At 64.4% G+C, this 26691-nt stretch carries 27 protein-coding genes; 21 read left to right on the forward strand and 6 right to left on the reverse strand.

The features are described 5' to 3' along the window. Positions 1-2: 2 nt before the first annotated feature. Both QMZ05_RS14205 and QMZ05_RS14210 read right to left on the reverse strand, forming a co-directional pair. Positions 3-548: a disulfide bond formation protein B gene (locus tag QMZ05_RS14205; RefSeq protein ID WP_353701316.1), complete on the reverse strand. Its 546-nt coding sequence runs from the start codon at positions 546-548 to the stop codon at positions 3-5. A gap of 8 nt (positions 549-556) precedes the next feature. Further along, the gene (locus QMZ05_RS14210) at positions 557-715 is read right to left on the reverse strand and encodes a DUF5993 family protein (RefSeq protein WP_021080068.1); all 159 of its coding nucleotides are present in this window, start codon (positions 713-715) and stop codon (positions 557-559) included. Between the two features lie 142 nt (positions 716-857). Between QMZ05_RS14210 and QMZ05_RS14215 the strand changes: the two genes are divergently transcribed. From QMZ05_RS14215 to QMZ05_RS14225, 3 genes are all read left to right on the forward strand, one after another. Further along, positions 858-2186, forward strand: a complete 1329-nt coding sequence (locus QMZ05_RS14215; protein WP_353701317.1) for a dicarboxylate/amino acid:cation symporter — start codon at positions 858-860, stop codon at positions 2184-2186. Positions 2187-2405: 219 nt separating this feature from the next. Then, positions 2406-3422 carry a helix-turn-helix domain-containing protein gene (locus QMZ05_RS14220; RefSeq protein ID WP_353701336.1) on the forward strand — a complete coding sequence of 339 codons (1017 nt, stop codon included), beginning with the start codon at positions 2406-2408 and terminating at the stop codon, positions 3420-3422. Positions 3423-3539: 117 nt separating this feature from the next. After that, positions 3540-4694, forward strand: coding sequence for an acyltransferase (locus QMZ05_RS14225; protein WP_353701318.1), 1155 nt, complete (start codon positions 3540-3542; stop codon positions 4692-4694). 56 nt (positions 4695-4750) lie between these two features. Here QMZ05_RS14225 and QMZ05_RS14230 read toward each other — a convergent pair whose 3' ends face one another. Then, complete coding sequence (locus QMZ05_RS14230; protein ID WP_353701319.1) at positions 4751-6304, reverse strand: winged helix-turn-helix domain-containing protein; 1554 nt, start codon at positions 6302-6304, stop codon at positions 4751-4753. Positions 6305-6460: 156 nt separating this feature from the next. Between QMZ05_RS14230 and QMZ05_RS14235 the strand changes: the two genes are divergently transcribed. The 5 genes from QMZ05_RS14235 (at position 6461) to QMZ05_RS14255 (ending at position 10437) form a co-directional block, all read left to right on the forward strand. Continuing rightward, the gene (locus QMZ05_RS14235) at positions 6461-7501 is read left to right on the forward strand and encodes an alpha/beta hydrolase (protein ID WP_353701320.1); all 1041 of its coding nucleotides are present in this window, start codon (positions 6461-6463) and stop codon (positions 7499-7501) included. 258 nt (positions 7502-7759) lie between these two features. Beyond that, the gene (locus tag QMZ05_RS14240; protein WP_353701321.1) at positions 7760-8269 is read left to right on the forward strand and encodes a cytochrome P460 family protein; all 510 of its coding nucleotides are present in this window, start codon (positions 7760-7762) and stop codon (positions 8267-8269) included. 99 nt (positions 8270-8368) lie between these two features. Then, positions 8369-8737, forward strand: a complete 369-nt coding sequence (locus tag QMZ05_RS14245; RefSeq protein WP_353701322.1) for an ArsC family reductase — start codon at positions 8369-8371, stop codon at positions 8735-8737. A gap of 154 nt (positions 8738-8891) precedes the next feature. After that, positions 8892-9506 carry a TetR/AcrR family transcriptional regulator gene (locus QMZ05_RS14250; RefSeq protein ID WP_353701337.1) on the forward strand — a complete coding sequence of 205 codons (615 nt, stop codon included), beginning with the start codon at positions 8892-8894 and terminating at the stop codon, positions 9504-9506. Positions 9507-9576: 70 nt separating this feature from the next. After that, complete coding sequence (locus tag QMZ05_RS14255) at positions 9577-10437, forward strand: EamA family transporter (protein ID WP_353701323.1); 861 nt, start codon at positions 9577-9579, stop codon at positions 10435-10437. A 116-nt stretch (positions 10438-10553) separates the two neighbouring features. Here QMZ05_RS14255 and QMZ05_RS14260 read toward each other — a convergent pair whose 3' ends face one another. Then, entirely contained in the window at positions 10554-11171 is a 618-nt protein-coding gene (locus QMZ05_RS14260) for a hypothetical protein (RefSeq protein WP_353701324.1), read from the reverse strand. Positions 11172-11628: 457 nt separating this feature from the next. Here QMZ05_RS14260 and QMZ05_RS14265 point away from each other — a divergent pair, with 457 nt between their 5' ends. The 7 genes from QMZ05_RS14265 (at position 11629) to QMZ05_RS14295 (ending at position 18087) form a co-directional block, all read left to right on the forward strand. Continuing rightward, the gene (locus QMZ05_RS14265) at positions 11629-12384 is read left to right on the forward strand and encodes an ABC transporter ATP-binding protein (RefSeq protein ID WP_050419084.1); all 756 of its coding nucleotides are present in this window, start codon (positions 11629-11631) and stop codon (positions 12382-12384) included. Beyond that, entirely contained in the window at positions 12377-13120 is a 744-nt protein-coding gene (locus tag QMZ05_RS14270; protein ID WP_298363938.1) for an ABC transporter ATP-binding protein, read from the forward strand. Before QMZ05_RS14265 ends, QMZ05_RS14270 begins: the two co-directional genes overlap by 8 nt. Before the next feature lie 41 nt (positions 13121-13161). Then, entirely contained in the window at positions 13162-14382 is a 1221-nt protein-coding gene (locus QMZ05_RS14275; protein WP_050419039.1) for an ABC transporter substrate-binding protein, read from the forward strand. 64 nt (positions 14383-14446) lie between these two features. Continuing rightward, the gene (locus tag QMZ05_RS14280) at positions 14447-15310 is read left to right on the forward strand and encodes a branched-chain amino acid ABC transporter permease (RefSeq protein ID WP_353701325.1); all 864 of its coding nucleotides are present in this window, start codon (positions 14447-14449) and stop codon (positions 15308-15310) included. A gap of 1 nt (position 15311) precedes the next feature. Then, positions 15312-16280, forward strand: a complete 969-nt coding sequence (locus tag QMZ05_RS14285; RefSeq protein ID WP_353701326.1) for a branched-chain amino acid ABC transporter permease — start codon at positions 15312-15314, stop codon at positions 16278-16280. A 144-nt stretch (positions 16281-16424) separates the two neighbouring features. Next, positions 16425-17069: a DUF47 domain-containing protein gene (locus QMZ05_RS14290; protein ID WP_353701327.1), complete on the forward strand. Its 645-nt coding sequence runs from the start codon at positions 16425-16427 to the stop codon at positions 17067-17069. 13 nt (positions 17070-17082) lie between these two features. Next, positions 17083-18087: an inorganic phosphate transporter gene (locus QMZ05_RS14295; RefSeq protein WP_353701328.1), complete on the forward strand. Its 1005-nt coding sequence runs from the start codon at positions 17083-17085 to the stop codon at positions 18085-18087. Between the two features lie 60 nt (positions 18088-18147). On the opposite strand, the gene sugE is transcribed toward QMZ05_RS14295, so the two are convergent. Continuing rightward, the gene (gene sugE / locus QMZ05_RS14300) at positions 18148-18462 is read right to left on the reverse strand and encodes a quaternary ammonium compound efflux SMR transporter SugE (RefSeq protein WP_050419043.1); all 315 of its coding nucleotides are present in this window, start codon (positions 18460-18462) and stop codon (positions 18148-18150) included. A 153-nt stretch (positions 18463-18615) separates the two neighbouring features. Here sugE and QMZ05_RS14305 point away from each other — a divergent pair, with 153 nt between their 5' ends. Next, positions 18616-20235: a peptide chain release factor 3 gene (locus tag QMZ05_RS14305; protein ID WP_353701329.1), complete on the forward strand. Its 1620-nt coding sequence runs from the start codon at positions 18616-18618 to the stop codon at positions 20233-20235. A gap of 233 nt (positions 20236-20468) precedes the next feature. Here the strand turns inward: QMZ05_RS14305 and QMZ05_RS14310 are convergent, their stop codons facing one another. Beyond that, positions 20469-21614 carry an NAD(P)/FAD-dependent oxidoreductase gene (locus QMZ05_RS14310; RefSeq protein WP_353701338.1) on the reverse strand — a complete coding sequence of 382 codons (1146 nt, stop codon included), beginning with the start codon at positions 21612-21614 and terminating at the stop codon, positions 20469-20471. A gap of 92 nt (positions 21615-21706) precedes the next feature. On the opposite strand from QMZ05_RS14310, the gene QMZ05_RS14315 reads away from it, so the two are divergent. The 5 genes from QMZ05_RS14315 (at position 21707) to QMZ05_RS14335 (ending at position 26479) form a co-directional block, all read left to right on the forward strand. Further along, positions 21707-22393 carry a TetR family transcriptional regulator gene (locus QMZ05_RS14315; protein WP_353701330.1) on the forward strand — a complete coding sequence of 229 codons (687 nt, stop codon included), beginning with the start codon at positions 21707-21709 and terminating at the stop codon, positions 22391-22393. A 264-nt stretch (positions 22394-22657) separates the two neighbouring features. Further along, the gene (locus QMZ05_RS14320; RefSeq protein ID WP_353701331.1) at positions 22658-23269 is read left to right on the forward strand and encodes a hypothetical protein; all 612 of its coding nucleotides are present in this window, start codon (positions 22658-22660) and stop codon (positions 23267-23269) included. Positions 23270-23461: 192 nt separating this feature from the next. Further along, on the forward strand, positions 23462-24046 hold the full coding sequence (locus tag QMZ05_RS14325) for an NnrU family protein (protein WP_353701332.1): 585 nt from the start codon (positions 23462-23464) through the stop codon (positions 24044-24046). A gap of 2 nt (positions 24047-24048) precedes the next feature. Beyond that, positions 24049-24870 (forward strand): 3-methyl-2-oxobutanoate hydroxymethyltransferase, encoded by an 822-nt coding sequence (panB, locus tag QMZ05_RS14330; protein WP_353701333.1) that lies wholly within the window; start codon positions 24049-24051, stop codon positions 24868-24870. A 10-nt stretch (positions 24871-24880) separates the two neighbouring features. Next, positions 24881-26479 carry a class I adenylate-forming enzyme family protein gene (locus QMZ05_RS14335; protein ID WP_353701334.1) on the forward strand — a complete coding sequence of 533 codons (1599 nt, stop codon included), beginning with the start codon at positions 24881-24883 and terminating at the stop codon, positions 26477-26479. Positions 26480-26691: the final 212 nt, after the last annotated feature.

The following is a 26691-nucleotide window of genomic DNA, read 5'->3' on the forward strand; positions in this document are numbered from 1 at the left end:
CGCTACTTCAGCAGCTCATAGACGATCGGATTGTCGGCGCAGGCGGCAAAGCCGCATTCGAGCAGGGTGGAAAGCGCATTCAGCGCCGTCAGCCCGACCACCGACCACACCGCTCCTTGCGCGAACTTGCCGGGCGCGGTGACCTGTGCTGTGCGGTGATCGAACTGGCGGTCGAACAGCAGCATGGCGGCGAGCAGGACGATCGCCGCGATGAAGGCGATCAGCGCCCACGTATAATAATGATAGCCGAGCAGCGCCGAGCCGTAGCCGGCATCGCCGGGCAAGATGTGCAGCAGCACCTGCCGGGTCGAGACCGAGGCGCCGAGGACAGCCGTCAGCAGCGACAGGGCATAATGGCTGGGCCGCGGTCCGTAGCGGATGTTCAGGATCGGTCCGATCGCCAGCAGGGCGAAAAGGATGCGCTGCAACAAACACAGCGGGCAGGGCAGCTCGTGCAGCAGCAGCTGCGCGGCAAAAGCTGCGGCCAGCAGCAGCGCGAGGCCATAAAGCGCGAGGGCATTCAAGGTCACGGCCTGAGTGTCGGTCATCGCTGGCCTCAGAACGACAGAGTGAGACGATCGGTGGCGTGGTGCAGCAAGGTCGCGACGCAGGCGACCAGGATCACCGCGAACAAGCCGATCGCCAGGGGACGCGGACCACGCCAGGCCACCAGCATGGCGATGGTGATGGCGAGAAACAGTGCGGTGAATTCCATCCTCAGCCTCCGGGTGCGAGCCGGCCGCAGTCTATGACAGATTCGTGTGTGCTCGCGGCGACGCGAATGGGCATTGTCGCTTGCGCGCGGCTCCGCCAAGATGGCATCACCGATTGAGTTCACTTCCAGCCCGGGGCACCTCATGACCACCGACGCGATCAAGCCCGCCGTCCATCACAAACATCAGCCCTGGTACAAGATCCTCTACATCCAGGTGTTGATCGCGATTTTCGCGGGCGTCTTGATCGGGCATTTCTATCCGGGCCTTGGCAAGCAGTTGAAGCCGCTCGGCGACGGCTTCATCGCGCTGATCAAGATGATGATCGCGCCGGTGATCTTCTGCACCGTGGTGCACGGCATCTCCTCGATGGGCGATCTCAAGCGCGTCGGCCGGGTCGGGCTGAAGGCGCTGATCTATTTCGAGGCGGTGTCGACCGTCGCGCTCGCGGTTGGCCTCTTGATCGGTGAGCTGCTGCAGCCCGGCCGCGGCTTCAACATCGATCCCGCGTCGATCGATCCGAAGTCGGTCTCTACTTACGTGACGCAGGCCAAGGAGCAGGGCATCGTAGCCCATCTGATGGCGATCATCCCCGACTCGTTCTTCGGCGCGCTCGCGCGCGGCGATCTCTTGCAGGTGCTGCTGATCTCGATCCTCTCGGGCTTTGCCATCGCCTTGATGGGCAAGCCCGGCGAGCCGATCGCCGAGGCGATCGACAAGGCGTCGAAGATGTTCTTCGGCATCATCCGCATGATCGTCCGCGTCGCGCCGCTCGGTGCGTTCGGCGCGATGGCCTTCACGGTCGGTGCCTACGGCCTCGGCTCGCTGGTCAACCTGGCGGCGCTGATCGCCACCTTCTACCTCACCAGCATCCTGTTCGTGCTGATCGTGCTCGGCGCGATCGCGCGGCTCTCGGGTTTTTCCATCATCCGCTTCATCGCCTACATCAAGGACGAGCTCCTGATCGTGCTCGGCACCTCGTCGTCGGAGACGGTGCTGCCGCAGATGATCCAGAAGATGGAGCATCTCGGCGCCTCGCGCTCGGTGGTCGGCCTCGTGGTGCCGACCGGCTACAGCTTCAATCTCGACGGCACCAACATCTACATGACGCTGGCGACGCTGTTCCTGGCGCAGGCTACCAACACGCATCTGACGATCTGGCAGGAGCTCGGCATTCTCGGCATCGCCATGATCACCTCGAAGGGTGCCTCCGGCGTCACCGGCGCCGGCTTCATCACGCTCGCCGCGACGCTGTCGATCGTGCCCGATATTCCGATCCAGTCGATCGCGATCCTGGTCGGCATCGACAAGTTCATGAGCGAGTGCCGCGCGCTGACCAATTTGATCGGCAACGGCGTCGCCTGCGTCGTGATCAGCCTCTCCGAGGGCGAGCTCGACAAGGACGCGCTGCACGAGACCATGGCGCATCCGCTCGAGCTCGGCGAGGCGCTCGAGCCGGGCGGGACCGGCTAGGGCAATATGAGGTGAGGGGGCCGCCGCAGGAGGGCGCCGCCAAAATATCGAAAACAACCCCATGCAAAGGGACTCGGCGGCGGCCGGCGTTCGACCAGGCAACTTGACATGTCGGGCAATTCAGGGGTATTTTCTAATATTCCGAAATAGCGCTGGTGTCCCTTCGCCCTGACGCCCCCCACATCGCTGGCGAGCCTGTCGACCAGTTTGGTGAAGAAGATGCTCCTGGATATCGGTCTTCGCGGCGGGGCCCTCGCTTTGCTGGTGCTGCTCGCGCTCGACGCCCTCCTGCAGTTGCGCAACAGTCGGCTCGGCCGCATCACCCTTGTTTTCGACCTGTGCGGAATTGCGTTTCTCATTGAGACGGCTCCACAATTTCGCGACAGCCAGGCAGTGTGGATCCTCTTCCTGCGGCTGGCGAGCAATATGGCGGCGGCTGTCTTTGTTCTCTGGAGCGAGGAGGTATTCGACGACACGGCGAGGCCGCCATGGATTGGCTGGACAGCGGTAGGTGTGATGGCCTTGCTTGCCATCTGGGCCGTGGTCACGGGCTCCTCATGGGCCTGGCTCGCAACCCATGTCTCCGCTGTGTTGCTTGTGGTGATCGCGATCGGTCGCGTTCTGCTGGGCCGAGCCAACGATCTGGTCGAGATGCGCCGCCGGGATCGGGTCGTGTTCGCATGGGGTTTGGGCCTCGCGATCGTGGGCTGCACGCTGATTGGGTCAAGCAATCTCGCGATGACACCTGCGCTTCCCGGTGTGCTGGCCATCGCGCTTGCTGCTGCCTTGTTCCGCTTGCATAGGGCAAGCCCGATCTCCGCGGTCGCCGCCGCGCCACCGGCATCGGGCCCGGCCTCACCAACATCCGAAATGACCGAGGCGGAAGCGGCCCTCTACAGGCGTTTGCAGACAGTCATGGAGGTGGAGCGGGCCTACCGCGACGGCAGCATGACCATCGCCAGCCTGGCCAAGCGGCTCGACACGCCGGAATACCGCGTGCGCCAGCTCATCAATCAGCGGCTCGGCTACGGTAACTTCGCCCGCTTCGTCAACTCCTACCGGCTGGCGGAAGCGCGCTCGGCCCTGGCCGATGCCGGCCAGGCGCGTGTCCCGATCCTGACGATTGCGCTGGATGCCGGCTTCGAGTCGATCGGCCCGTTCAATCGCGCGTTCAAAGCTGTGACTGGAGAAACGCCGAGCACATTCCGCAAACGGACCCTGGCCGGGCCGGTGTGACGCACCGATTGTCGCAAACGGCCAGGCTTTGCGGGTTTCGGCGACCGAAAGTGCGACTTTCGGCGCGACCGGCTCGGTCTTGGCCACCATGTTCGGCGTCCAGCAAGGGAGACGCACATGGTACAGCCCGTTCGACCGACCACCCACAGACTCCTCTATATCGACAATCTGCGCTGGTCGGCGATCAGCATGGTGGTGGTCATGCATGCCGCCGTCACCTACTCGCCGTTTGGAAGCTGGTACTATCGCGAACATCCACCGCTGGGCCTGGGCACCCGGGTGGGCTTTGCGACCTATCAGGCGCTTCAGCACGCAGTCTCGATGGGGCTGCTGTTCGGCATAGCCGGATACTTTGCCGCCGGCATGGTCGCCCGCCGCGGCGTCGTCGGCTTCTTGAAGGAACGGCTGTATCGGCTTGGCATACCCCTCCTTCTTTATATCGGCCTTATCGGACCGCTGACGGAGTACTACGTGGCGGGATCATGGTGGTCGCAGCCGCGCCGGAGTTTCATTGAGGACTGGTTGCACCACGCCTCCAACGGCCAACTTCTTGACGGCTCCGGCCCGCTCTGGTTCTGCCTCGTGCTGTTGCTGTTTTCCGGCTGCTTTGCGCTGCTCTGCAGATTCCGGCCGATCGGCCAGCCCTCCGCCCGGCCGCTACCGAGCCTCGCCGCTGTGCTCGGCTTTGTCCTTATGATGAGCGCCGTGACGTTCGCGGTGGGGCTGCTGGCACCGGAAGACCGCACCATCCTCAACATCGCCATTCACGACGCGCCGCAGTACCCCTTCATGTTCGCCGCTGGGGTCGCGGCGTGGCGGGGCGATTGGCTGCGACAGATTTCGAGCGGCGCAGGACGGCGCTGGCTGGTCTGCGGGCTGGCGGGGAGCATCGCGCTGTGGGCGGCGATCGTCGTCTTCGGGGGAGCGCTCGAAGGTCGGCTGGCCGACTACGGCGGCGGTTGGCATTGGCAGGCGGCAGGCATGGACTTTTGGCGGTCGGCAACGTGCGTCTCACTCAGCCTGGGATTGGTGGTGCTGTATCGGGACCTGTTCGACTGGCAGGGGCCGGTGACGGGGTTCCTCAGCCGGAATGCCTTCGGCGTGTACGTTCTGCACGCCCCTGTGCTGATCGCGGTGACCCGCGTCATGCACGATTGGTCCGTTGCCCCGCAATGGAAGTTCCTGTTGGCAAGCCTCGTCGGCGTGGTCGCCAGCTTTCTGGTCGTCGGATTGCTGGCTCGACGCGTTCCCGGGCTGCGCGCAGTCCTGTAAGCGTTGGAGCGCCCATGGGAGTTGGAGCGCCCATGGGATTTGTGGGCAAACGGCAGTTAGTCCGGGACGCCGGCCGCCTTGAGGGTTTCACGATAAGTCGCGGACATCGATTGCACCGGGAATGGTATCCGTGACAGGAAGCCGGAGATCGTGAACTCCGGATCGACCTTGAGCAGCTCGCGCGCGATCTGGGTCGCGCGCTCGTTCTCGCCGGTCTTCACCAGCGCCACGATCAGGACGCGCAGGGCGACTGCGAAGCGGCGGTTTTGTGCCAGCGCCTTGTCGGCCCACGTCACCGCTTCGGCAAAATTTCCGTCGAGCACCGCGCAGATCGCGAGCGCCGCGGAGGCGAACCAGCCGCGTGGGTCGCGCGGGTTGAGCCGCTGCGCACGCTCGATCATGGCGCGGCCGGCCGTCTGGTTGCCGCGCATCGCCTCGATCCAGCCGCCGAGCACCAGCGCCATCGCCGAATTCGGGTTGATCGCAAGCGAGCGCTCGAACAATTCGCGCGCCGGCTCGATCTCGTCGGCCATGTTCCAGATCGCGAACGCCGCCATCCACAGCACTTGCGGATCACCAGGCGTGAGCTCGACCGCGCGCCAGGCCTGCGCGACCGCGCGCTCCCGGTAGGAGTCATCAGGGTTCAGCCAGCCCTGGACATGGCGCATCGCGTGGCAATAGGCCGATGCAGCAAGCGCCGGCGCGTAATTGGGATCGAGCGTCAGCGCCTGGTCGAGGCAATCGAGCGCGGCTTCCATGCTCTCGGGCGTGAACTCGTAGCGGAGACTGTAGGCGCGCAGCAGCAGATCGTAGGCGTCGAGCTTGTCGGGCGGTGCTGCGCGCACCCGCTCGGCTTCCGCGACCAGCAAGGTCGGCTCGATCGCGCCGACCACATTCTCGGTGATGCGGTCCTGCAGGTCGAACACGTCAGTCGCGGCGCCGTCGAACCGGTCGGCCCACAGATGCGCGCCGGAGCTGGCGTCGATCAGCTGTCCGGTGATGCGCAGGCGATCGCCGCCGCGTCGGACGCTGCCCTCGAGCACGTAGCCGACGCCGAGCTCGCGCCCGACCTGGCGGATATCGACCGCCTTGCCCTTGTAGGTGAAGGCGGAGTTGCGCGCGATCACGGTGAGGCGGCTGCAACGCGCCAGCGCGGTGGTGATGTCCTCGGCGATCCCGTCGGCGAAATAATCCTGCTCGGGGTCGCCGCTCATATTGGTGAAGGGCAGCACCGCGATTGACGGGCCTTCGCTTGGCCGCGCCGGGGTGGCGTTATCGGCAACAGGGCGAGCAGGCGCGCTGTTCTCCCTGACATCGCCGACAAAGCGGAGACCTTTGCGGGGCAGGGTGCGGATCAGCCGCTGCTCCTCGCCATTGTCGCCGATCGCGGTCCGCGCGGCGTTGACCCGGCTGCTCAGCGTCGCCTCCGAAACGATCCGCCCGTGCCAGACGGCGGCCAGCACCTCGTCGCGGCTGACGACGCGATCGCGGGCACGGATCAGGAATTCGAGGAGGTCGAAGACCTGCGGCTCGACGGCCACCAGGGCATCGCGACGGCGCAGCTCCCGGCGCTCGGAATCGAGGGTCAAGTCGTTGAAATGGTAGGTCAAATCGAAGAGTCCGGCGGCTGAATCCGCGACGGAACCTAGCACACGCCGCCCGGAGCCAAAATCACGACGGTCTGAAGGACAAATCCACGTCCTCTGAAAGCGGACGGGTTCGGTCTCTGCAATATTGATTTCGACACCAGAGTTAAGGAGATCGCCATGTCCCAATCGATCAATCAGCAACGCCGTCGCTTCCTTGGCATCGCCGGCGGGATCCTCGCCGCTTCCAGGCTCGGCTTCATTGGATCGGCCAGCGCGCAGCCCAAGGCGACAGCGCCCGCGGTCAAGGCTGGCGGCCACACCACGATCGGTCCGGTGAAGCAGATCAATGCCGGCGTGCTCGATACCGGTTATGTCGAGATGGGGCCGGCCTCAGGTCCCGCCGTCATCCTGCTGCACGGCTGGCCCTACGACATCCACAGCTATGCCGACGTCGCGCCGGCGCTGGCCGAGGCCGGCTATCGCGTGATCGTGCCGCACCTGCGCGGCTACGGCACCACGCGTTTCCTCTCCAGCGATACCAAGCGCAGCGGCCAGCCGGTCGCGGTCGCCGCCGACATCATTGCCTTGATGGATGCCCTGAAGATCGAGAAGGCAGTGCTCGGTGGCTACGATTGGGGCGCGCGCACCGCCAACATCATGGCGGTGCTCTGGCCCGAGCGCTGCAAGGCCATGGTTTCGGTCAGCGGCTACCTGATCGGCAGCCAGGCGGCCGGCAAGGTGCCGCTGCCGCCGAAGGTCGAGCTGCAATGGTGGTACCAGTTCTATTTCGCGACCGAGCGCGGCCGCGAGGGCTATGCCAAGAACCGGCACGACTTCAACAAGCTGATCTGGCAGCTCGCTTCGCCGCAGTGGAAGTTCGACGATGCCACCTACGACCGCAGCGCGGCCGCGTTCGAGAACCCCGACCATGTCGATATCGTGATCCACAATTACCGCTGGCGGCTTGGCGTCGCCGAGGGCGAGGCGAAGTATGACGCCTTCGAGAAGACGCTCGCGCAGGCGCCCGTGATCGCGATCCCGACCATCACGATGGAGGGCGACGCCAACGGCGCGCCGCATCCGGAGCCTGCGGCCTATGCCAAGAAGTTCTCCGGGCATTACGAGCATCGCCAGTTGCCCGGCGGCATCGGCCACAACCTGCCGCAGGAAGCGCCGCAGGCCTTCGTCCAGGCCATCATCGACGTCAGCAAGGTCTGAGCCGGATGAGATTAGGCCGAGCTGGAATGGCGTCGAAAGTTCACCTCTCCCTTGGGAGAGGTCGATTTGCGCAGCAAATCGGGTGAGGGGTTATGGTCTATCGAGAGAGCAAGAGCCCTCACCCGGATTGCACTGGACGATGCTTCGCATCGCCAGGCGCAATCCGACCTCTCCCCAACGGGGAGAGGTGAACCGAGACCGGATCAAACCGATTCAACCAAAACTCATCCCGCTTTAGGCGGGCGCGGATAACGCATCATGAATCAAGTTTTGAAATGGGCAGCTGCCGCGATCGCGGCAGCCTGCATCAGCGCGTCATTGCCGTTTGCCGTCGGGCATGCCGACGACAACGCGCTGGCATCGCCGATCTTCGGCGTGAAAATTCCGCAAGGCTATCGCGACTGGAAACTGATCGCGGTCGGCGAGGAGACCGGGCTCGACGAGCTGCGCAGCGTGCTCGGCAACGCGACCGCCGTGAAGGCCTATCAGGACGGCGCCGCGCGCTTCCCCGACGGCACCGTGCTGATCAAGCTGGCATGGAAGCGCAAGCCGGTTGCAGGCCTCAACGGCGCCTTCATCACGGGACCGGCGACCACGGTCCAGGTCATGGTCAAGGACAGCGCCAAATATGCCGCGACCGGCGGCTGGGGCTTTGGCCGCTTCATCGACGGCAAGCCGGTCGACGCTGCCCAGCACGAGACGTGTTTCGCCTGTCACGAGGCCCACGCCAGCGATCACGATTTCGTCTTCACGCACTACGCGCGCTGAGCACCGGCAATATCGATGTGGAGACCTGATAGCTCCGATCTGGCGCTGCGATTGCTGCGAGGCTAGTTTCCCCGCAGCAATCGCATGCGGGGAACGGCTTTGACCATCACCATCTACGGCATCAAGAACTGCGACACCATGAAGAAGGCGCGCAGCTGGCTCGACGATCACGGCGTCGCCTACGACTTCCACGACTACAAGATCGCCGGCATCGCCAAGGACAAGCTCAAGCAGTGGAGCGAGGAGGTCGGCTGGGAGACGCTGCTCAACCGCGCCGGCACCACCTTCAAGAAGCTGCCCGATGCCGACAAGGAAGGCTTGAACGAGCGCAAGGCGCTGGCGCTGATGGCCGAGCAGCCGTCGATGATCAAACGTCCGGTGCTCGACCTCGGACCGAAGCGCGTGGTCGGCTTCAAGCCGGACATCTACGCCAAGGAAGTGCCGGCGAAGGCGCGCAAGAAGGGCTGACGCGTTCGGCGCGAGCTAGGGCATACTCATAAGCGCCGGCGGTCCGATGTCCGCTTGCGCAGAATAGGCTGATATCGCGATCCACGTTGAAATCGGTCGAAAATGACCCATCGCGGCCGCTTGATTTAAAGACCGGTTGGTCTATATTTCTTTGATGAGCAACCGAACCTCTGTGCCGTTGCCCCGCGGTCGCCCGCGGAGTTTCGATGAGGACGCTGCCGTCGAACGCGCGATGGGCGTGTTCTGGTCGCGCGGCTATCATGCGACGGCGCTGCCAGACCTTCTTCGTGCGACGAAGCTCTCGCGTGGTAGCCTTTACGCGGCTTTCGGCGACAAGCATTCGCTCTTCCTGCGCGCGCTCGATCGTTACATCGATGATGCCGTGACACGGTTGAATATCGAGCTTGACCCTCGCAAGGACCCGGTAGGCGGCCTGCGGGCCTACCTTGATGGATATGTTGACCGCACGAGCGGTGCCCATGGTCGACGCGGATGTCTGGTGATCGCCACAGCCATGGAACTGGCCGGGCGTGACGCTGAGGTTAATCGTCGCATCGCGAATTTCTTCAAAGTCATGGAGGCGCGGGTGGCGGATGCGCTTTCCCGTGCGAAGGCAGCGGGCAAGCTGGCCGATGGTCTCGACCCTGCAAATGTTGCCCGCATTCTCGTCTGTTTCGTTGAGGGGCTGCGAGTCATCAGCAAAACGGCGTCCACGGGAGCCATCACGCACGCCGCCGCCGACGCTCTGCTCGATCGTTTCATCAGGTAACCAGTCCAGGGCCCGTTCTCACAATCGGCTCGCCGATATCTGGACCGATCGGTCGTTAAAGGAGAATACGATGTCTGCGATCCAGATGGTTTGCGCGGTGGCTGTTCCCTTGCTCTGGGGTTATCAGTTCGTGATCATCAAAATGGGCATTACGGAGTTTCCGCCGTTCTTTTTCCTGGCGCTGCGTTTCCTGGCCACTGCGCTTCTGCTTATTCCGTTGGTCAAAAAGCCCACGCGTGAACAGTTGCGTCCTATCGCAGCTATCTCGTTTTTTCTCGGTGGGTTGAACTTCGGGCTCTTCTACGTGGGTCTTGGGCTCGGCTCGGGAAGCATGACGGCTGTTGCATATTTACTCTCCACGCCCTTCACGGTCCTGTTGGCTTGGCCGCTGCTGGCGGAGAGGCCGTCTCTCACTACTTTGTTCGGGGTGGTGCTTGCATTCGCCGGCGTCTTTGTGTTGAGAGCGGAGCCCGGCCTGTCGGCAAACGGGTTGCCACTGCTGCTGGTGGTCGGAGCTGCCTTCGCATTCGCGGTATCGAACGTCCTGACGAAACGCTACGGTCCTTTTGACCCCTTGATGTTGATGGGTTGGTCGTCGCTGTTCACGGTGCCGCAGGTCATGTTGATGTCGTTGCTCCTTGAATATGGACAACTGCCGAGCCTCGTTGCTGCGGATGAACGGGGGTGGCTGGCACTCGCCTACACAATTTTCATCGGAGGAATTGTCGGATTTGGCCTTTGGTTCTGGCTGATCGCTCGCTGCTCCATGGCGCGCGTCGCCCCCTTCGGTCTGCTCCTGCCGGTGTTCGCCTTGATGTCGAGCGCATTGTTCCTTGGCGAGCCGATGACTCCGAAGTTGATTGTTGGTGCGCTGCTGGCGATCTCTGGTGTTGCCTTGACACAGTTTAGACCGAGCGTTCGAACGGTTTGAACGCGAGAGTTGCGTCGTGGTGAATTTCCGCTCCTGGCCAAAAACCGACATGCCGTGGTCACACCCGGGCGATGTCCGGTTTTAGGAGGTAGAGCCGGCGGATTGATGAGTACGCCCTAGATCAGGTCGACCGAATCCTGGCTCGCCGGTTGCTCCATCGGCACGTACCTGCGGTCGATCACCGCCCTGATGGTGACCACCGGGACGGCCTTTGCCTTGACGCCCATCAGATTGTGCAGCCGGAAGCCGCCCTCGATGCTGATCGCCTTGTACGAGCCGACGATGTGCTCGACGGTATCGCCGCGTCCGAACGGCAGCAGCAGGCGTTCATAGGACACGTCCTTGCCGTCGGCGTCCGTGACCTCCGCAACGGTGTAGGTCGGACGCTTGCGCGCCAGGCAGGCGCGATAGGACAGGATCACGCCGGCGTAGCGCTCCGGGCCGATCGCATCATCGAGATAACGGTTGGTGCGCAGCCGCGGGTCGACGTGCTCGTTGCCGTAGGCCGTGGTCAGCCGTGCGCCTTCCTGCGTGATCAGGAAGCGCGCGTCTTCGCCATTGCCGACCACGTCAAAGCCCATCATGTCGGCGCGCTCGTCGGCGCTGCCTTCGGTGTGGAAGTCGCACAGCAGAGGAAGCGCGTCAGGCGTGCGCAGCGCGCGCAGCCAGGCGTTCAGCAGCACCCGCTGCGTGATCGATTTGACCACCGATGGATCGGCACTCTTGAATTGCATCGGCTAGCCGAAGTGCGGGATGGTTTGGCCGCGGGCATAAAGCCGCAGCCACGTGTTCAGGACATCACGACGGCGGATCGATTTGACGACCGAGGAATTGGTGCTTTCGAAATGCAAGGCTCTAGCCGTTCATCATGCAATGGCCGGGAGTTTCGGCGAGAGGCGGAAATATTCTATGAAAGGGAATGTCCGGAGCAAAACAGCCTTAATGGCGACTTTCCGAGGCGCAAAGCGCGTTCAAATACCATTCGACTAAGGATCAACCGGAACCGGTCGTTCCGATACTGCACTGCACAGCTTTCCACCTTGCGTAACCGCCGCAGATGACGGCATATTCCGGCCCGGAGGCGACAGGCCCCCGGACGGTTTCCAAGACGTACGGACAACCTGTCGGACATGAAAAAAGCTGGCCACGCGGGCGACGGGCTTCGCGGCGATGGCGTATGGGGGAATCTATTTGGCCGATGAGTTCATTCTCGAAACCAGCGGATTGACCAAGGAATTCGCGGGTTTCTTCGCCGTTCGCGACGTCGCGCTCAAGGTGCGTCGCGGCAGTATCCATGCGTTGATCGGGCCGAACGGCGCCGGCAAGACGACCTGTTTCAATCTGCTGACCAAATTCCTGAAGCCGACCGGCGGGCAGATTCGCTACAAAGGCCAGGACATCACCGCGATGCCGCCGGCCGACGTGGCGCGGCTCGGGCTGGTCCGCTCGTTCCAGATTTCGGCGGTATTTCCGCATCTGACCGCGCTTGAGAACGTGCGCGTCGCGCTGCAGCGCCAGCACGGTTCGTCATTCGATTTCTGGCGTTCGAAGAGCGTGCTCGACCGCTTCAATCCGCGCGCCCATGAACTGCTCAACGACGTCGGCTTGAGCGAATTCGCCAACACGCCGGCGGTCGAGATGCCGTACGGCCGCAAGCGCGCACTTGAAATTGCAACGACGCTCGCGCTCGACCCCGAGATGATGCTGCTCGACGAGCCGATGGCCGGCATGGGCCACGAGGACATCGACAAGATCGCGGCGCTGATCAAGCGGATCTCGGCCAAATACACCATCCTGATGGTCGAGCATAACCTCTCGGTGGTGGCCAACCTCTCCGACATCATCACCGTGCTGACGCGCGGGCAGGTGCTGGCGGAGGGCAACTACGCCGACCTCTCCAAGGACGAGCGCGTGAAGGAAGCCTATCTGGGAGCGGGTCATGGCTGAGGCAAAACTGGCGGAGAGGCCCGTGGCTGCGGCCGGCGCCGAGGTGCTGACGGTCAACGACCTGCAGGCCTGGTACGGCGAATCGCACATTCTTCATGGCATCAATTTCAACGTGAAAGCAGGCGAGGTGGTGACGCTGCTCGGCCGCAACGGCGCCGGCAAGACCACGACGCTGAAGTCGATCATGGGCGTGATCGGCAAGCGCTCCGGCTCGATCCGCTTCGACAACAAGGAGATCATCCGCGCCACCTCGGACAAGATCGCGCGGCTCGGCATCGCGTTCTGCCCCGAGGAGCGCGGCATCTTCTCCAGTCTCGACGTGCGCGAGAATCTGCTGCTGCCGCCGGTGGTGCGTCCCGGCGGCCTGCCGCTCGACCAGATCTTCACGCTGTTTCCGAACCTGAAGGAACGTCTCACCAGCCAGGGCACCAAGCTCTCGGGCGGCGAGCAGCAGATGCTGGCGATCGCCCGCATCCTGCGCACCGGTGCGCGCTTCTTGATGCTGGACGAGCCGACCGAAGGGTTGGCGCCGGTCATCATTCAGCAGATCGGTCACACCATTGCGCGCCTGAAGTCGCAGGGCTTCACGATCCTGTTGGTCGAGCAGAATTTCCGTTTCGCCTCGACCGTTGCCGACCGCTACTACATCGTCGAGCACGGCAAGGTGATCGACGGCTTCGCGAATTCGGAGCTGTCGGCCAATATGGACAAGCTTCATACCTATCTCGGCGTCTGACGTCGCCCGAGCCAGAAAATTTAAGAACTGAGGGAATCCCCATGAAGAACACGATTTCTGCGCTTCTGCTCGGCACCGCGATCGCGCTCAGCGTCGCGAGCATTGCCTCCGCCGACGACAAGGTCGTCAAGATCGGCGTGTTGTCGGATCAGTCCGGCCTCTACGCGGATCTCGCCGGTCCCGGCTCGACGCTGGCGGCCCAGATGGCGATCGAGGATTCCGGCCTCAAGGCCAAGGGCTGGACCATCGACCTGATCTCCGGCGATCACCAGAACAAGCCCGATATCGGCACCACCATCGCCCGCCAGTGGTTCGATGTCGACAAGGTCGACACCGTCGTCGACGTGCCGAATTCCGGCGTCGCGCTCGCGGTCAACAACGTCGTCAAGGAGAAGAACGGCGTCTACATCAATTCGGGTGCGGCGACCTCGGACCTCACCAACGCGCAGTGCTCACCGAACACGGTGCACTGGACCTACGACACCTACATGCTCGCTCACGCCACCGGCCAGGCGCTGGTGAAGGCGGGCGGGGACACCTGGTTCTTCCTGACCGCGGACTACGCGTTCGGCGCGGCGCTGGAGCGCGATACCACCGCGGTTGTCACCGCCAACGGCGGCAAGGTGGTCGGCGGCGTCAAGCATCCGCTCAACACCGCGGACTTCTCCTCCTTCCTGCTGCAGGCGCAGGCCTCCAAGGCCAAGATCATCGGTCTCGCCAATGCCGGCGGCGACACCACCAACTCGATCAAGCAGGCGGCCGAGTTCGGCATCGTCAAGGGTGGCCAGAAGCTCGCCGCGCTCTTGCTGTTCCTCACCGACGTCAAGGCGATTGGCCTTGAGACCGCGCAGGGCCTGAACTTCACCGAGACCTTCTACTGGGACCTCAACGACAACACCCGGGCGTTCTCCAAGCGCTTTTCCGCGCGGATGAAGAACAGCGCGCCCCCGACCATGGTGCAGGCCGGCGTCTATGCGGGGCTGATGCATTACTTCAAGGCGCTGGAAGCGCTCGGCGGCAATCCGCATGACGGCGCCAAGGTGGTCGCGAAGATGAAGACGATCCCGACCGACGATCCGCTGTTCGGCAAGGGCGAGGTCGAGGCCAACGGCCGCGTCACCCACGACGCCTATCTGTTCGAGGTGAAGAAGCCCTCGGAGTCCAAGGGACCGTGGGACTTCTACAAGCTGGTCGGCACCGTGCCGGGCAACCAGGCCTTCACGCCGCTCGACAAGAGCACCTGCGCGCTTCTGAAGAAGTGACGATCATGCCCGCCGGCCGCGCGCGTGACCGGCGGGCTTCATCTATCTAGCGAAAGCTCATTCGATGCAGGCTCTCTACGCACAGCTTCTGGTGGGACTGATCAACGGCTCGTTCTACGCGCTGCTCAGTCTGGGGCTCGCCGTCATCTTCGGCATGCTCAACATCATCAATTTCGCGCATGGCGCGCTCTACATGATGGGCGCCTTCGTGGCGTATTTCCTGCTCAATCTGGGCGGCATCAACTACTGGTGGGCGCTGCTCATCGCCCCCGTCGTGGTCGGCATCTTCGGCATGATCCTCGAACGGACCATGCTGCAATGGCTGGCCGGGCTCGACCATCTCTATGGACTGCTGCTGACGTTCGGCATCGCGCTGATCGTGCAGGGCGTGTTCCAGAACTATTTCGGCTCCTCCGGCCTGCCTTACTCGATCCCGGATCAGCTCAAGGGCGGCGTCAACCTCGGCTTCATGTTCTTACCCGTCTATCGCGGCTGGGTCGTCATCTTCTCCCTCGTGGTGTGCCTTGCCACCTGGTTCCTGATCGAGAAGACGCAACTCGGCGCTTACTTGCGCGCCGCGACCGAGAATCCGACGCTGGTGCGCGCCTTCGGCATCAACGTGCCGCGCATGATCACGCTGACCTACGGTCTCGGCGTCGGCCTTGCCGCGCTCGCCGGCGTGCTGTCGGCGCCGATCAACCAGGTCCGCCCGCTGATGGGCGCCGATCTCATCATCGTGGTGTTCGCGGTGGTCGTGATCGGCGGCATGGGCTCGATCATGGGCTCGATCATCACCGGCTTCGCGCTCGGGGTGATCGAGGGACTGACCAAGTATTTTTATCCCGAAGCCTCCAACACCGTGGTGTTTGTCCTGATGGTGGTGGTGTTGCTGGTGAAGCCAACGGGACTGACGGGACGGGCGGCCTGATATGTCAGCATTGACCGACGATACACTTCCGATGACGCCGCGCGCGATGCGCGACGAGATGATCGTATTCGCCGTGATGGCCGTGCTGCTGGCGGTGGTGCCGTTCACGGGGATTTATCCCTTCTTCGTGATGCAGGCGCTGTGCTTTGCGCTGCTCGCCTGCGCCTTCAATCTTCTGATCGGCTATGGCGGCCTGCTGTCGTTCGGCCACGCCATGTTCCTCGGCACCGCCGGCTACGTCTCGGCGCATGCGCTGAAGGTGTGGGGGCTGCCGCCGGAGCTCGGCATCGTGGTCGGCACCGCCGCGGCGGCCTTGCTCGGCCTCGCCACCGGCTACATCTCGATCAAGCGGCAGGGCATCTACTTCTCGATGATCACGCTGGCACTGTCGCAGCTGCTCTACTTCCTCTATCTGCAGGCGCCGTTCACCCACGGCGAGGACGGCATCCAGGGCATCCCGCAGGGCCATCTGCTCGGGATCTTCGATCTCTCGAAGCCGTTGGTGCTCTATTACGTCGTCCTGGTCGGCTTCCTCGCCGGCTTCCTCTTGATCTACCGCACCATCAACTCGCCGTTCGGCGAGGTGCTGAAGTCGATCCGCGAGAACGAGCCGCGCGCGATCTCGCTCGGCTACAAGACCGACCAGTACAAGCTGCTGGCCTTCATCCTGTCGGGCACGCTGGCGGGCTTTGCCGGCTCGCTGAAGGTGTTCGTGGCGCAGAACGCCTCGCTGACCGACGTGCACTGGTCGATGTCCGGTGAAATCGTGCTGATGACGCTGGTCGGCGGCCTCGGCACCATCTTCGGCCCGGTGGTCGGCGCATTCGTGATCATCGCCATGCAGCAATATCTCGCCGGTTTCGGCCAGTGGGTGACGGTGATCCAGGGCGTGATCTTCGTGTCTTGCGTGCTGCTGTTCCGGCGCGGCCTGGTCGGTGAGCTGGCTCACCTGCTGCGGCGGTCGCTGTAGGGCAGGGATCAGCATTCTCAGCCGACATAGCGGTGGACGACCGCCCGTTCGGGCGGTCGTGTCAGGTGTTTTCCCCGCCAGATGCTCTATGACAGTTCTGTGACAGTCGCTAAAAGGGCTGTCCCGGAATGATGGAACTGAGACATGCTGCGCTGGTTTCGCGCCTTTCTGCCCAAGGAAGAGCGATTTTTCGAGCTGTTCGCCCGCCACGCCCAGACCTCCGTGCAGTGCGCGAAGGCGCTGCAGGACATGCTCAGGGGCGGGGAGGAGACCCCGGTCTTCTGCCAGCGCGTCAATCAGTTCGAGAACGACGCCGATAGCGTCACCCGCGAGGTGCTGACCGCGGTTCGCCGCACCTTCATCACTCCGTTCGACCGCGGCGACATCAAGAACCTGATCACGTCGATGGACGACGCGGTCGACCAGATGCAGGCGACCGCAAAGGCGGTGATGCTGTTCGAGGTGCGCGAGTTCGAGCCGCCGATGCGCGAGATGGGCGGCCTGATCGTCGAATGCGCCAATCTGGTGGGCCGCGCGCTGCCCCTGCTGCAGGCGATCGGCCAGAACGTCTCGATGCTGACCCAGATCACCGAAGAGCTGACCAAGCTCGAGGGCCGGGTCGACGATCTCCAGGACATCGGGCTCAAGGAGCTGTTCCTGAAGCACCGCGACGCCAACACGATGGACTTCATCGTCGGCGCGGAGATCTACGATCACCTCGAGAAGGTGGCCGACCGCTTCGACGACGTCGCCAACGAGATCAATTCGATCGTGATTGAACAGGTTTAGGGCGGGGCATCACGTGGACGCCACGCTGGGCCTTCCGGTTCTCACCATCCTGATCGCGGTCGCGCTGCTGTTCGACTTCCTGAACGGCCTGCACGATGCCGCCAACTCGATCGCGACCATCGTCTCGACCCGCGTGCTGCGGCCGCAATACGCGGTGTTCTGGGCGGCCTTTTTCAACTTCGTCGCCTTCGCGGTGTTCGGCCTGCACGTCGCCAACACCATCGGCACCGGGATCATCGATCCTGCTGTGGTGGACGCCACCGTGATCTTCGCCGCGCTGGTCGGCGCGATCGTCTGGAACGTGATCACCTGGGCGCTGGGGATTCCGTCATCGAGCTCGCACGCGCTGATCGGCGGCCTGGTCGGCGCCGGCATGGCGAAGGCGGGCATTTCGGCGGCGGTGTGGAGCGGGCTCACCAAGACCTTGCTCGCGATCGTGCTGTCGCCGCTGGTCGGCTTCCTGCTGGCGCTGGTGCTGGTTGCGATTGTGTCCTGGCTCTCGGTGCGCTCGACGCCGTTCGCGGTCGATCGCGCCTTCCGTATCCTGCAGTTCGCCTCGGCCTCGCTCTATTCGCTCGGGCATGGCGGCAACGACGCGCAGAAGACCATGGGCATCATCGGCGTGCTGCTCTACTCGCAGGGCCATCTCGGCGACACCTTCGAGATCCCGTTCTGGGTCGTGCTGGCCTGCCAGAGCGCGATGGCGCTGGGCACGCTGATGGGGGGCTGGCGGATCGTCCGCACCATGGGGCTGCGGATCACCAAGCTCACGCCGATGCAGGGGTTCTGCGCCGAGACCGGCGGCGCCGTGACGCTGTTCCTGGCGACCTATCTCGGAGTTCCCGTATCGACCACCCATACCATCACCGGCGCCATCGTCGGCGTCGGCGCCGCGCGGCGGCTCTCCGCCGTGCGCTGGAATGTGGCGAGCTCGATCGTCTATGCCTGGGTGATCACGATCCCGGCGTCGGCCGCGGTCGCCGCCGCGACCTATTGGGCGGTGCAGATATTGAAATAGCGTTTTCGAGCGAAGTGGAAGCCGGTTCGCGTTAAGAAAACGCGTCCAAAAAAGGAGTGATTAGCCGACGAGCTTGAGCCCGACGATGCCGGACACGATCAGCCCGATGCTGGCAAGCCGCATCGCGGTCGCGGGTTCGCCGAGCAGGATGATGCCGAGCGCCGCGGTGCCGACCGCGCCGATCCCGGTCCAGACCGCGTAGGCGGTTCCAATCGGCAATGTCTTCAGCGCGAGGCCGAGCAGGATGATGCTGCCGGCCATCGCGGCGAGCGTCAGCACCGACGGCACCAGCCGCGAGAAGCCCTCGGTGTATTTCAGCCCGATCGCCCAGCCGATCTCGAGCAGGCCAGCGGTGAACAGAATGGCCCAAGCCATCACGAACCCTCCAGATAAGGCAGGGTCGTCCCCGCGGGTGGCATGGTGAGGAGAAGGACGTCCTTCCCGTGCCTATATGGGGGTGGTGCGGCCACGCCGCATTGCGACAAAACGCCCTTGATTGCGCCCGTTTTCCCTGCCAAATGCCCCGCCATGTCCGACATCTCAGTTTCAGCCGAATCGCCGTCCCGCTCGCCGCTTTCAGAAGAAGTGGCGCGCCGGCGCACCTTTGCGATCATCTCGCACCCGGACGCCGGCAAGACCACGCTGACGGAAAAGCTGCTGCTGTTCGGCGGCGCCATCAACCTTGCGGGACAGGTCAAGGCCAAGGGCGAGCGGCGCAACACGCGCTCGGACTGGATGAAGATCGAGCGCGAGCGCGGCATCTCGGTCGTCACCTCGGTGATGACCTTCGAGTTCAATGAGCTCGTGTTCAACCTGCTGGACACGCCGGGCCACGAGGACTTTTCGGAAGACACCTATCGCACGCTGACCGCGGTCGACTCCGCCGTCATGGTGATCGACGCCGCGAAGGGCATCGAGGCCCGCACGCGAAAACTGTTCGAGGTGTGCCGCCTGCGCGACATCCCGATCATCACCTTCATCAACAAGATGGACCGCGAGAGCCGCGACACGTTCGAGCTGCTTGATGAGATCGAGAAGACGCTGGCGCTCGACACCACGCCGATGACCTGGCCGGTCGGCCGCGGCCGCGACTTCCTCGGCACCTATGACGTCGTCAATGGCGGCGTGCGGCTGCTCGAGGGCGGCGGCGCCAAGACCGGCGCCACCGAACAGATCGACATCGCCGATCTCGGCAAGCGCAACCCCAATCTCGACGTCGCCGAGGTCAACGACGAGCTCGCGCTGGCCTCGGAAGCGTGCAAGCCGTTCGAGCTCGCCGCGTTCCGCGAGGGCCATCTGACGCCGGTCTATTTCGGCAGCGCGCTGCGCAATTTCGGCGTCGGCGATCTGCTCGAAGGTCTCGGCAAGTTCGCGCCGGCGCCGCGCGCGCAGGATTCCGATCTGCGCAAGGTCGAGGCATCAGAGCCGCGGATGAGCGCATTCGTGTTCAAGATCCAGGCCAACATGGATCCGAACCACCGCGACCGCATCGCCTTCGCCCGGCTGTGCTCGGGCAAGCTCAGCCGCGGCATGAAGGCAAAGCTGGTCCGCACCGGCAAGAACATGAGCCTGTCGAGCCCGCAATTCTTCTTCGCGCAAGACCGCTCGGTGGCGGACGAGGCCTTCGCCGGCGACGTCGTCGGCATTCCCAATCACGGTACGCTCAGGATCGGCGACACCCTGACCGAGGGCGAGGATCTGACCTTCGTCGGCGTGCCGAGCTTTGCGCCGGAAATCGTCCGCCGCGTCCGCCTCACCGATGCGATGAAGGCGAAGAAGCTGAAGGAAGCCTTGCAGCAGATGTCGGAGGAGGGCGTCGTGCAGGTGTTCCGCCCGCGCGACGGCGCGCCGGCGCTGGTCGGCGTGGTCGGCCCGCTGCAGCTCGACGTGCTGAAGGCGCGGCTCGATGCCGAATACTCGCTGCCGGTCGAGTTCGAGGTCTCCGAGTTCTCGCTGGCGCGCTGGATCTCTTCCGACGACCGCAAGGCGCTGGACGCTTTCATCTCCGCCAACAATTCCGGCATCGCGGACGACGTCGACGGCGATCCGGTGTTCATGGCCAAGAACGAGTTCTATCTCGGCTACACCCGCGAGCGCGCCGAGGGCATCACCTTCTCCAACGTCAAGGACGTGAAGAAGAAGGCGTAGTGCGGCCTCGGCGCTCGCGTCTCACCCTCCGCCGTCATCGCCCGGCTCGACCGGGCGATCCAGTATTCCAGAGGCAGCAGTGAGTAGCGGAGAAGCCGCGGCGTACTGGGTCCCCCGGTCCCGTCTACGCCAAGGCTTCGACGAGGCCATGAGTCCTCGGCGCGCCGAAGCTTTAGCGGAGGCGGCGAGCCGGGGACGACAGCGAATGCTTGGTGGCAGCAGCGGCTTCTCCGCTACTCTGCGTGGTTCTCGACGGACAGGTGTCTGCCGAAAAAATCGATCAGGCTCTGCGGTGCGTTGTCGCCGTAGCACACCTCAAGCAACTCCTCCGCCGCAGCCGCCTCGGCCGCGCTGCGGGGAAACAGGTCCTTCTCATAGGCGGCGAGAGCAGCCTCGACGTCATTTGGGTTAGCGACGATCGCGGCCGCGAGTTCGGCGCCGTCATACATTGCGAGGTTGGCCCCTTCACCTGATGGCGCCATCAGATGCGCGGCATCGCCGAGCAGCGTCACACCGGGCATGCGATCCCACCTGTGATCGACCGGAAGCGCATGGATGGGACGAAGCACGGGGGCGGTCTCGCCGTCAGTGATGAGCGCGGTCAGCGCCGGAGCCCAGCCATCGAACTCGGCGGCGACGTGGGCCAGCGCCGTCGCGGGGTTGGAGAAGTCGAGGCGGGACGCCCAATCCTCCGGCTTGTTCAGCACAACGTAGGTGTGCAGCACGCCATTGGGTTCGCGATGCGCGGCGATGCCTTTACCCGGTGCCAGTGCGAACATCGAGCCGCCCCCGACCGCTTCAGCGCTCGGCTGGTGGTTGACATCGGCCTCGAACAGATATGTCTCAACGAACGTGGTGCCGACATAGGCCGGCCTCGCTCCGGACAGGAGCGGCCGAACTTTCGACCAGGCGCCGTCGGCCCCGACGAGAAGGTCGGTCGTCACAGTTGTGCCGTCGGCAAAGGTCAGCAAATGTCGGCCCTCGCCGAGCGCAGCGGCCGCGGCCAGCTTCTTTCCCCAGCGCACCGTGCCTGCCGGAAGCGAGTCGAGCAGGATCCGGCGCAACTCTCCGCGAGGTACCTCCGGGCGCCCGCCGGTGCCGTCGTCCGGATGATGCAGCAGGACGTTGCCCTGGAGGTCGAGCGCGCGCATCTCCTGGCCCCCGGGGTGTACGAGCGCGACGAATTCGTCAAACAGTCCGGCGGCCTTGAGCGCGATTTGCCCGTTGTGATCGTGGATATCGAGCATGCCGCCCTGCGTTCGCGCCTCCGCGGACGCTTCCGCTTCGTAGACGGTCGTTGCGATCCCGTGGAGGTGGAGGACGCGGGCAAGGGTCAGCCCGCCGAGGCCGGCACCGACGATCGCGACAGGAGATTTCATGCGGATTCCTTCAGGCTCGGAAGCTCTGTCGTGGCTTATGGAACGACGTTCCATATACTTGGAATGCCGTTCCAGTTGTGTCAAGATCCGGCATGGTCAAGAAAGCGCGCAGCAGCCAGCGACGCGAGGACTCGCTGTCGCGGGATCGCATCATCGAAGCTTCGATCGAACTGCTGGACGAGAGCGGCGAGGACGGGCTGACATTCCGTGCCTTATCCGAACGGCTCGCGACCGGTCCCGGCGCGATCTACTGGCATATCGCCAACAAGAGCGATTTGCTGGTCGCCGCCTGCGACGCCATTGTTGCGCGCATGGTGGATGCGCATGTGGTCAGCGGATCGCCGAAGGCCACCATTCGCGCCCTTGCGCTCGGCATGTTCGACGCGATGGAGGCGCATCCCTGGGTCGGGACCGCGTTGATCCGTGCAGCCGGGCAGTTGCCGACCGTGCGCGTTCTGGAGTGCGTCGGCCAGCAGGTTCGCGCGCTTGGCGTACCTGCCGATGCGCAGTGGACGATCGTCTCGGTCCTGCTGAACTACATCCTTGGCGTCGGCGGGCAGAACGCAGCCAACGCGCAGTTCGCGCGGACGCACGACCTCGACCGATCGAGCTTCCTGGATGCGGTGGCGAACGACTGGACCGCGCTCGATGCAAGCGACTATCCGTTTGCACGCAGCGTGGCCGGCGCGATGCGGGATCACGACGATCGTGTCGATTATCTCGCCGGCATCGACCTCATCCTCGCCGGCATCAAGGGAGCACGAACCGGCCGGACCTAGATTTCAGTACGACAAGCGCGAGGACGAGAAGAGGCGGCGTCGTGCCGCTCACTCAGTGTCGTCCCCCGGCTTGACCGGGTGACCCAGTACGCCGCGGCTTCTCCGTTCAATCACCGCCGCCTCTGGAATACTGGATCGCCCGGTCGAGCCGGGCGATGACGGCGAGGTTGTGGAGAGAAATGCGCAAGGAATTGAACGCGGCCCCGCTTGCTCCGCTCCGGCTGCGGTACCATTTTCCCCGGAGCGCATCCCGGGTCCAACCGCATGTTCCGACGCGTTGCCATCTGCCTCGCTTTTGCCGTGCTGGCCCTTGCCTTCGCGGGCACGGCAGGCGCGCGGCAGCGGCACCAGACGAACCCGGTGCCGTTCGCACACACGCCCTGCAGCGTGCTCGACAACGGACCTTGCATCCCGTCCTATTGCAGCGTCTTCAATCACGGGCCGTGCCTGCCCGAGATTGATTATCCGTACGGCGAAAATCTCCAGCTCACGATCCTGACCGTGCCGCCACAAGATCAGGCCGAGAAGTATCGCAAGCCGGATCATGATCTCGATACCATCGGCGATCTGTTCGCGGCGCTGCGCGCCTGCTGGGCGCCGCCGCCTCCGGACGACGCGCGCGAGGGCATGCAGATGTCGGTGCGATTCAGCTTCAAGCGATCAGGCGAGATGATCGGCGCGCCGCGCCTGACGTTTTCGACGCGGGGCATCCCGGCGGACACCCGCACGACCTACCTCAACGCGATCAATGCCTCGCTTGGCGCCTGCTTGCCGCTGAAATTCACCGGCGGGCTGGGCGGCGCGCTCGCCGGCCGCCCCATCATGATCCGCTATGTCGACAACCGCGAATTGGCCAAGCCGGCGGGTAATCCATGATGACACGTCATTCCGGGGCGATGCGAAGCATCGAACCCGGAATCCCGAGATTGGCTTGCGTGCTCACCAATTTCGAGATTCCGGGTCTGCCCTGCGAGCCATCCCGGAATGACGGAGTGAGGGGCGTGACGGATTGCGTACCGCCCGGCGAAGATGTTACGCGAAGGCATTAATCAATCAGGGAGGAACATCGTGGGACTGCTCGTCATGATCCTGGGTCTCGTGCTGTTCCTCGGCATCCATGTGCTGACCAGCCTGCGCGAGCTGCGCGCCGGCTTGGTCAAGGCGATGGGCGAGGGGGCGTACAAGGGCGTCTATTCGCTGGTGTCGTTCGCAGGCCTCGCGCTGATCATCTGGGGCTTCGGCCACTACCGCGCGACCGGCTGGATCGACGTCTGGACGCCGCCGACCGCGCTCAAGCACATCACGGTGGCGCTGATGCTGCCCGCCGTCATTCTCGTCGTCGCCTCCTATATCCGCGGCCGCATCTACACCACGCTGAAGCATCCGATGCTGGCGGGCGTGAAGCTGTGGGCGTTCGCGCATCTGCTCGCCAATGGCGACCTCGGCTCAATCATCCTGTTCGGCTCGTTTCTCGGTTGGGCGGTCTATGACCGCATCTCGCTGAAGCGCCGCAGTGATGCCGGCGCGCCGCCGATCCCGGTCGGCGGCCCGACCAACGACCTGATCGCGATCGCGGTCGGTGTCATCGTCTATCTGGCGCTTGCGTTTGCGTTCCACCCGGTCGTGATCGGCGTGCCTGTCATGGGAGCCTGACTATGTCTGTTCAATCCGCCATCAAGCGCAAGACCGCGCCGGATCTCCGCGCCCGCAAGAACGGCGAGCCGATCGTGATGCTGACGTCGTATCACGCGCACACCGCCGCGCTGGTCGACCGGCACTGCGACGCCATCCTGGTCGGCGATTCCCTCGGCAATGTGATGCACGGCTTCGAGACCACGGTGCCGGTCACGCTCGACATGATGATCCTGCAGGGCCGCGCTGTCATGCGCGGCTCGCAGGCCGCGCTCGTCGTGGTGGACATGCCGTTCGGCTCCTATGAAGGCGCGAAGGAGCAGGCGTTCCAATCCGCGGTGCGGATCATGAAGGAAACGCTGTGCGGCGCGGTCAAGCTCGAGGGTGGCGCGCGGATGGCGGAGACGGTCGCGTTCCTGTCGGAGCGCGGCATTCCGGTGATGGGTCATATCGGCCTGACGCCGCAATCGATCAACACGCTGGGCTCGTTCCGTGCGCAGGGCCGCGAGGAGGAGAACTGGGCGCCGATCGAGAACGACGCCAGGGCGATCGCGGAGGCCGGCGCCTTCTCGATCGTGGTCGAGGCGGTCGCCGAGCCCTTGGCGCGCAAGATCACGCAGTCGATCGCCGTGCCGACGATCGGCATCGGCGCAAGTGCTGCCTGCGACGGCCAGGTGCTGGTGCTGGAAGACATGCTCGGCCTGTCGCCGCGCGCGCCGAAATTCGTCCGCCGCTACGGCAATCTCGGCCCGGCGATCGAGGAAGCGGTCGCGGGCTATGCGCGCGACGTGAAGAGCCGCGCCTTCCCCGGGCCGGAGCATGTCTACGGAATGAAGAAGAGCTGACGAGGCTGATATGGACTGGTCGCAACACGCAGTGCCGCCGATGCGGCTCGAGCCCAGGTTCGGCGACCGCGTCGTGCCGGCTTTCGCCGAGCGGCCAGCCAGCCTGTGGGCGATGATCGCGGACGCGGTTGTGCAGAATGGCGACGGCGAGGCGCTGGTCTGCGGCGCGACGCGCCTCTCCTGGCGCGAGGTCGCCGAGCAATCGGCGAAGGTCGCGGCAGGCTTCGCCAGGCTTGGCCTTGCGCCCGGCGACCGCGTTGCGATCCTGCTCGGCAACCGCACCGAATTCGTGCTGACGATGTTCGCCGCCGCGCATGCCGGGCTGGTGACGGTGCTGCTCTCGACGCGCCAGCAGAAGCCCGAGATCGCCTATGTGCTGAACGATTGCGGCGCGAAGTGCCTGGTCCACGAGTCAACGCTTGCCGACCGCATCCCCGACGCCGCCGATATTCCCGGCCTTACGCATCGCATCCCGGTCAGCGACGACAGCGCGTCGCAATTCGCCGCATTGCGCGACAACGGTCCGGCCCAGGCGCCGGCGGAGGTGAGGGAAGAGGACACCGCGATGATCCTCTACACCTCGGGCACGACGGGCCGGCCGAAGGGCGCGATGCTCGCCCATTGCAACATCATCCATTCCTCGATGGTGTTCGCCTCCTGCCTCAAGCTGACGAAAGCCGATCGCTCGATCGCCGCGGTGCCGCTCGCGCACGTCACCGGCGCGGTCGCCAACGTCACCACGATGGCCCGCTGCGCCGGCGCGCTGATCATCATGCCGGAGTTCAAGGCGTCGGAGTATCTGAAGGTCGCTGCGCGCGAACGCGTCAGCTACACGGTGATGGTGCCGGCGATGTACAATCTCTGCCTGATGCAGCCGGATTTCGACAGCTACGATCTGTCGAGCTGGCGCATCGGCGGCTTCGGCGGCGCGCCGATGCCGGTTGCGACCATCGAAAAGCTCGACGCCAAGATCCCCGGACTGAGGCTCGCCAATTGCTACGGCGCGACCGAGACAACGTCGCCGTCGACCTTGATGCCGGGTGAATTGACCGCCGCCCATATCGACAGCGTCGGCCTGCCGTGTCCCGGCGCCGAGATCGTCGTGATGGGCGCCGACGGCCGCGAGGTGCCGCGCGGCGAGATCGGCGAGCTCTGGATCCGCAGCGCCTCGGTCATCAAGGGTTACTGGAACAATCCGAAGGCAACCGCCGAGAGCTTCACCGCAGGGTTCTGGCATTCCGGCGATCTCGGTTCGATCGATGCCGACAACTTCGTTCGCGTGTTCGACCGCCAGAAGGACATGATCAACCGCGGCGGGCTGAAGATCTATTCCGCCGAGGTCGAGTCCGTGCTGGCCGGCCACCCGGCCGTGGTCGAGAGCGCGATCATCGCAAAACCGTGCCCGGTGCTCGGCGAACGCGTACACGCCGTGATCGTGACCCGCAATGACGTCAATGCGGACAGCCTGCGCGCCTGGTGCGCCGAGCGGCTGTCGGACTACAAGGTGCCGGAGACCATGGCGCTGACCTCAGACCCACTGCCGCGCAACGCGAATGGCAAGGTGATCAAGCGCCAGCTGAGGGAGAGCCTGGCTGCGGCAGGAGCGTGAACCGGGGCCAACGTACGTCCGCTTGCTCGGTGTACCTCTCCCGCTTGCGGGGGAGGTCGCATCGCATCGGAGATGCGATGCGGGTGGGGGCTCTCTCCCCACGGGGGCTCTTTCATCTATCCGACTCGTGGAGATACCCCCACCCCCACCCACCCCCGCCCCCTGTGGCGTATACACAAATCCGAGCCCCCGAGGCCAGTCCCGCCCTCGCG

Source organism: Bradyrhizobium sp. INPA03-11B (assembly GCF_040446015.1).
In the GTDB taxonomy this organism is placed as follows: domain Bacteria; phylum Pseudomonadota; class Alphaproteobacteria; order Rhizobiales; family Xanthobacteraceae; genus Bradyrhizobium; species Bradyrhizobium macuxiense_A.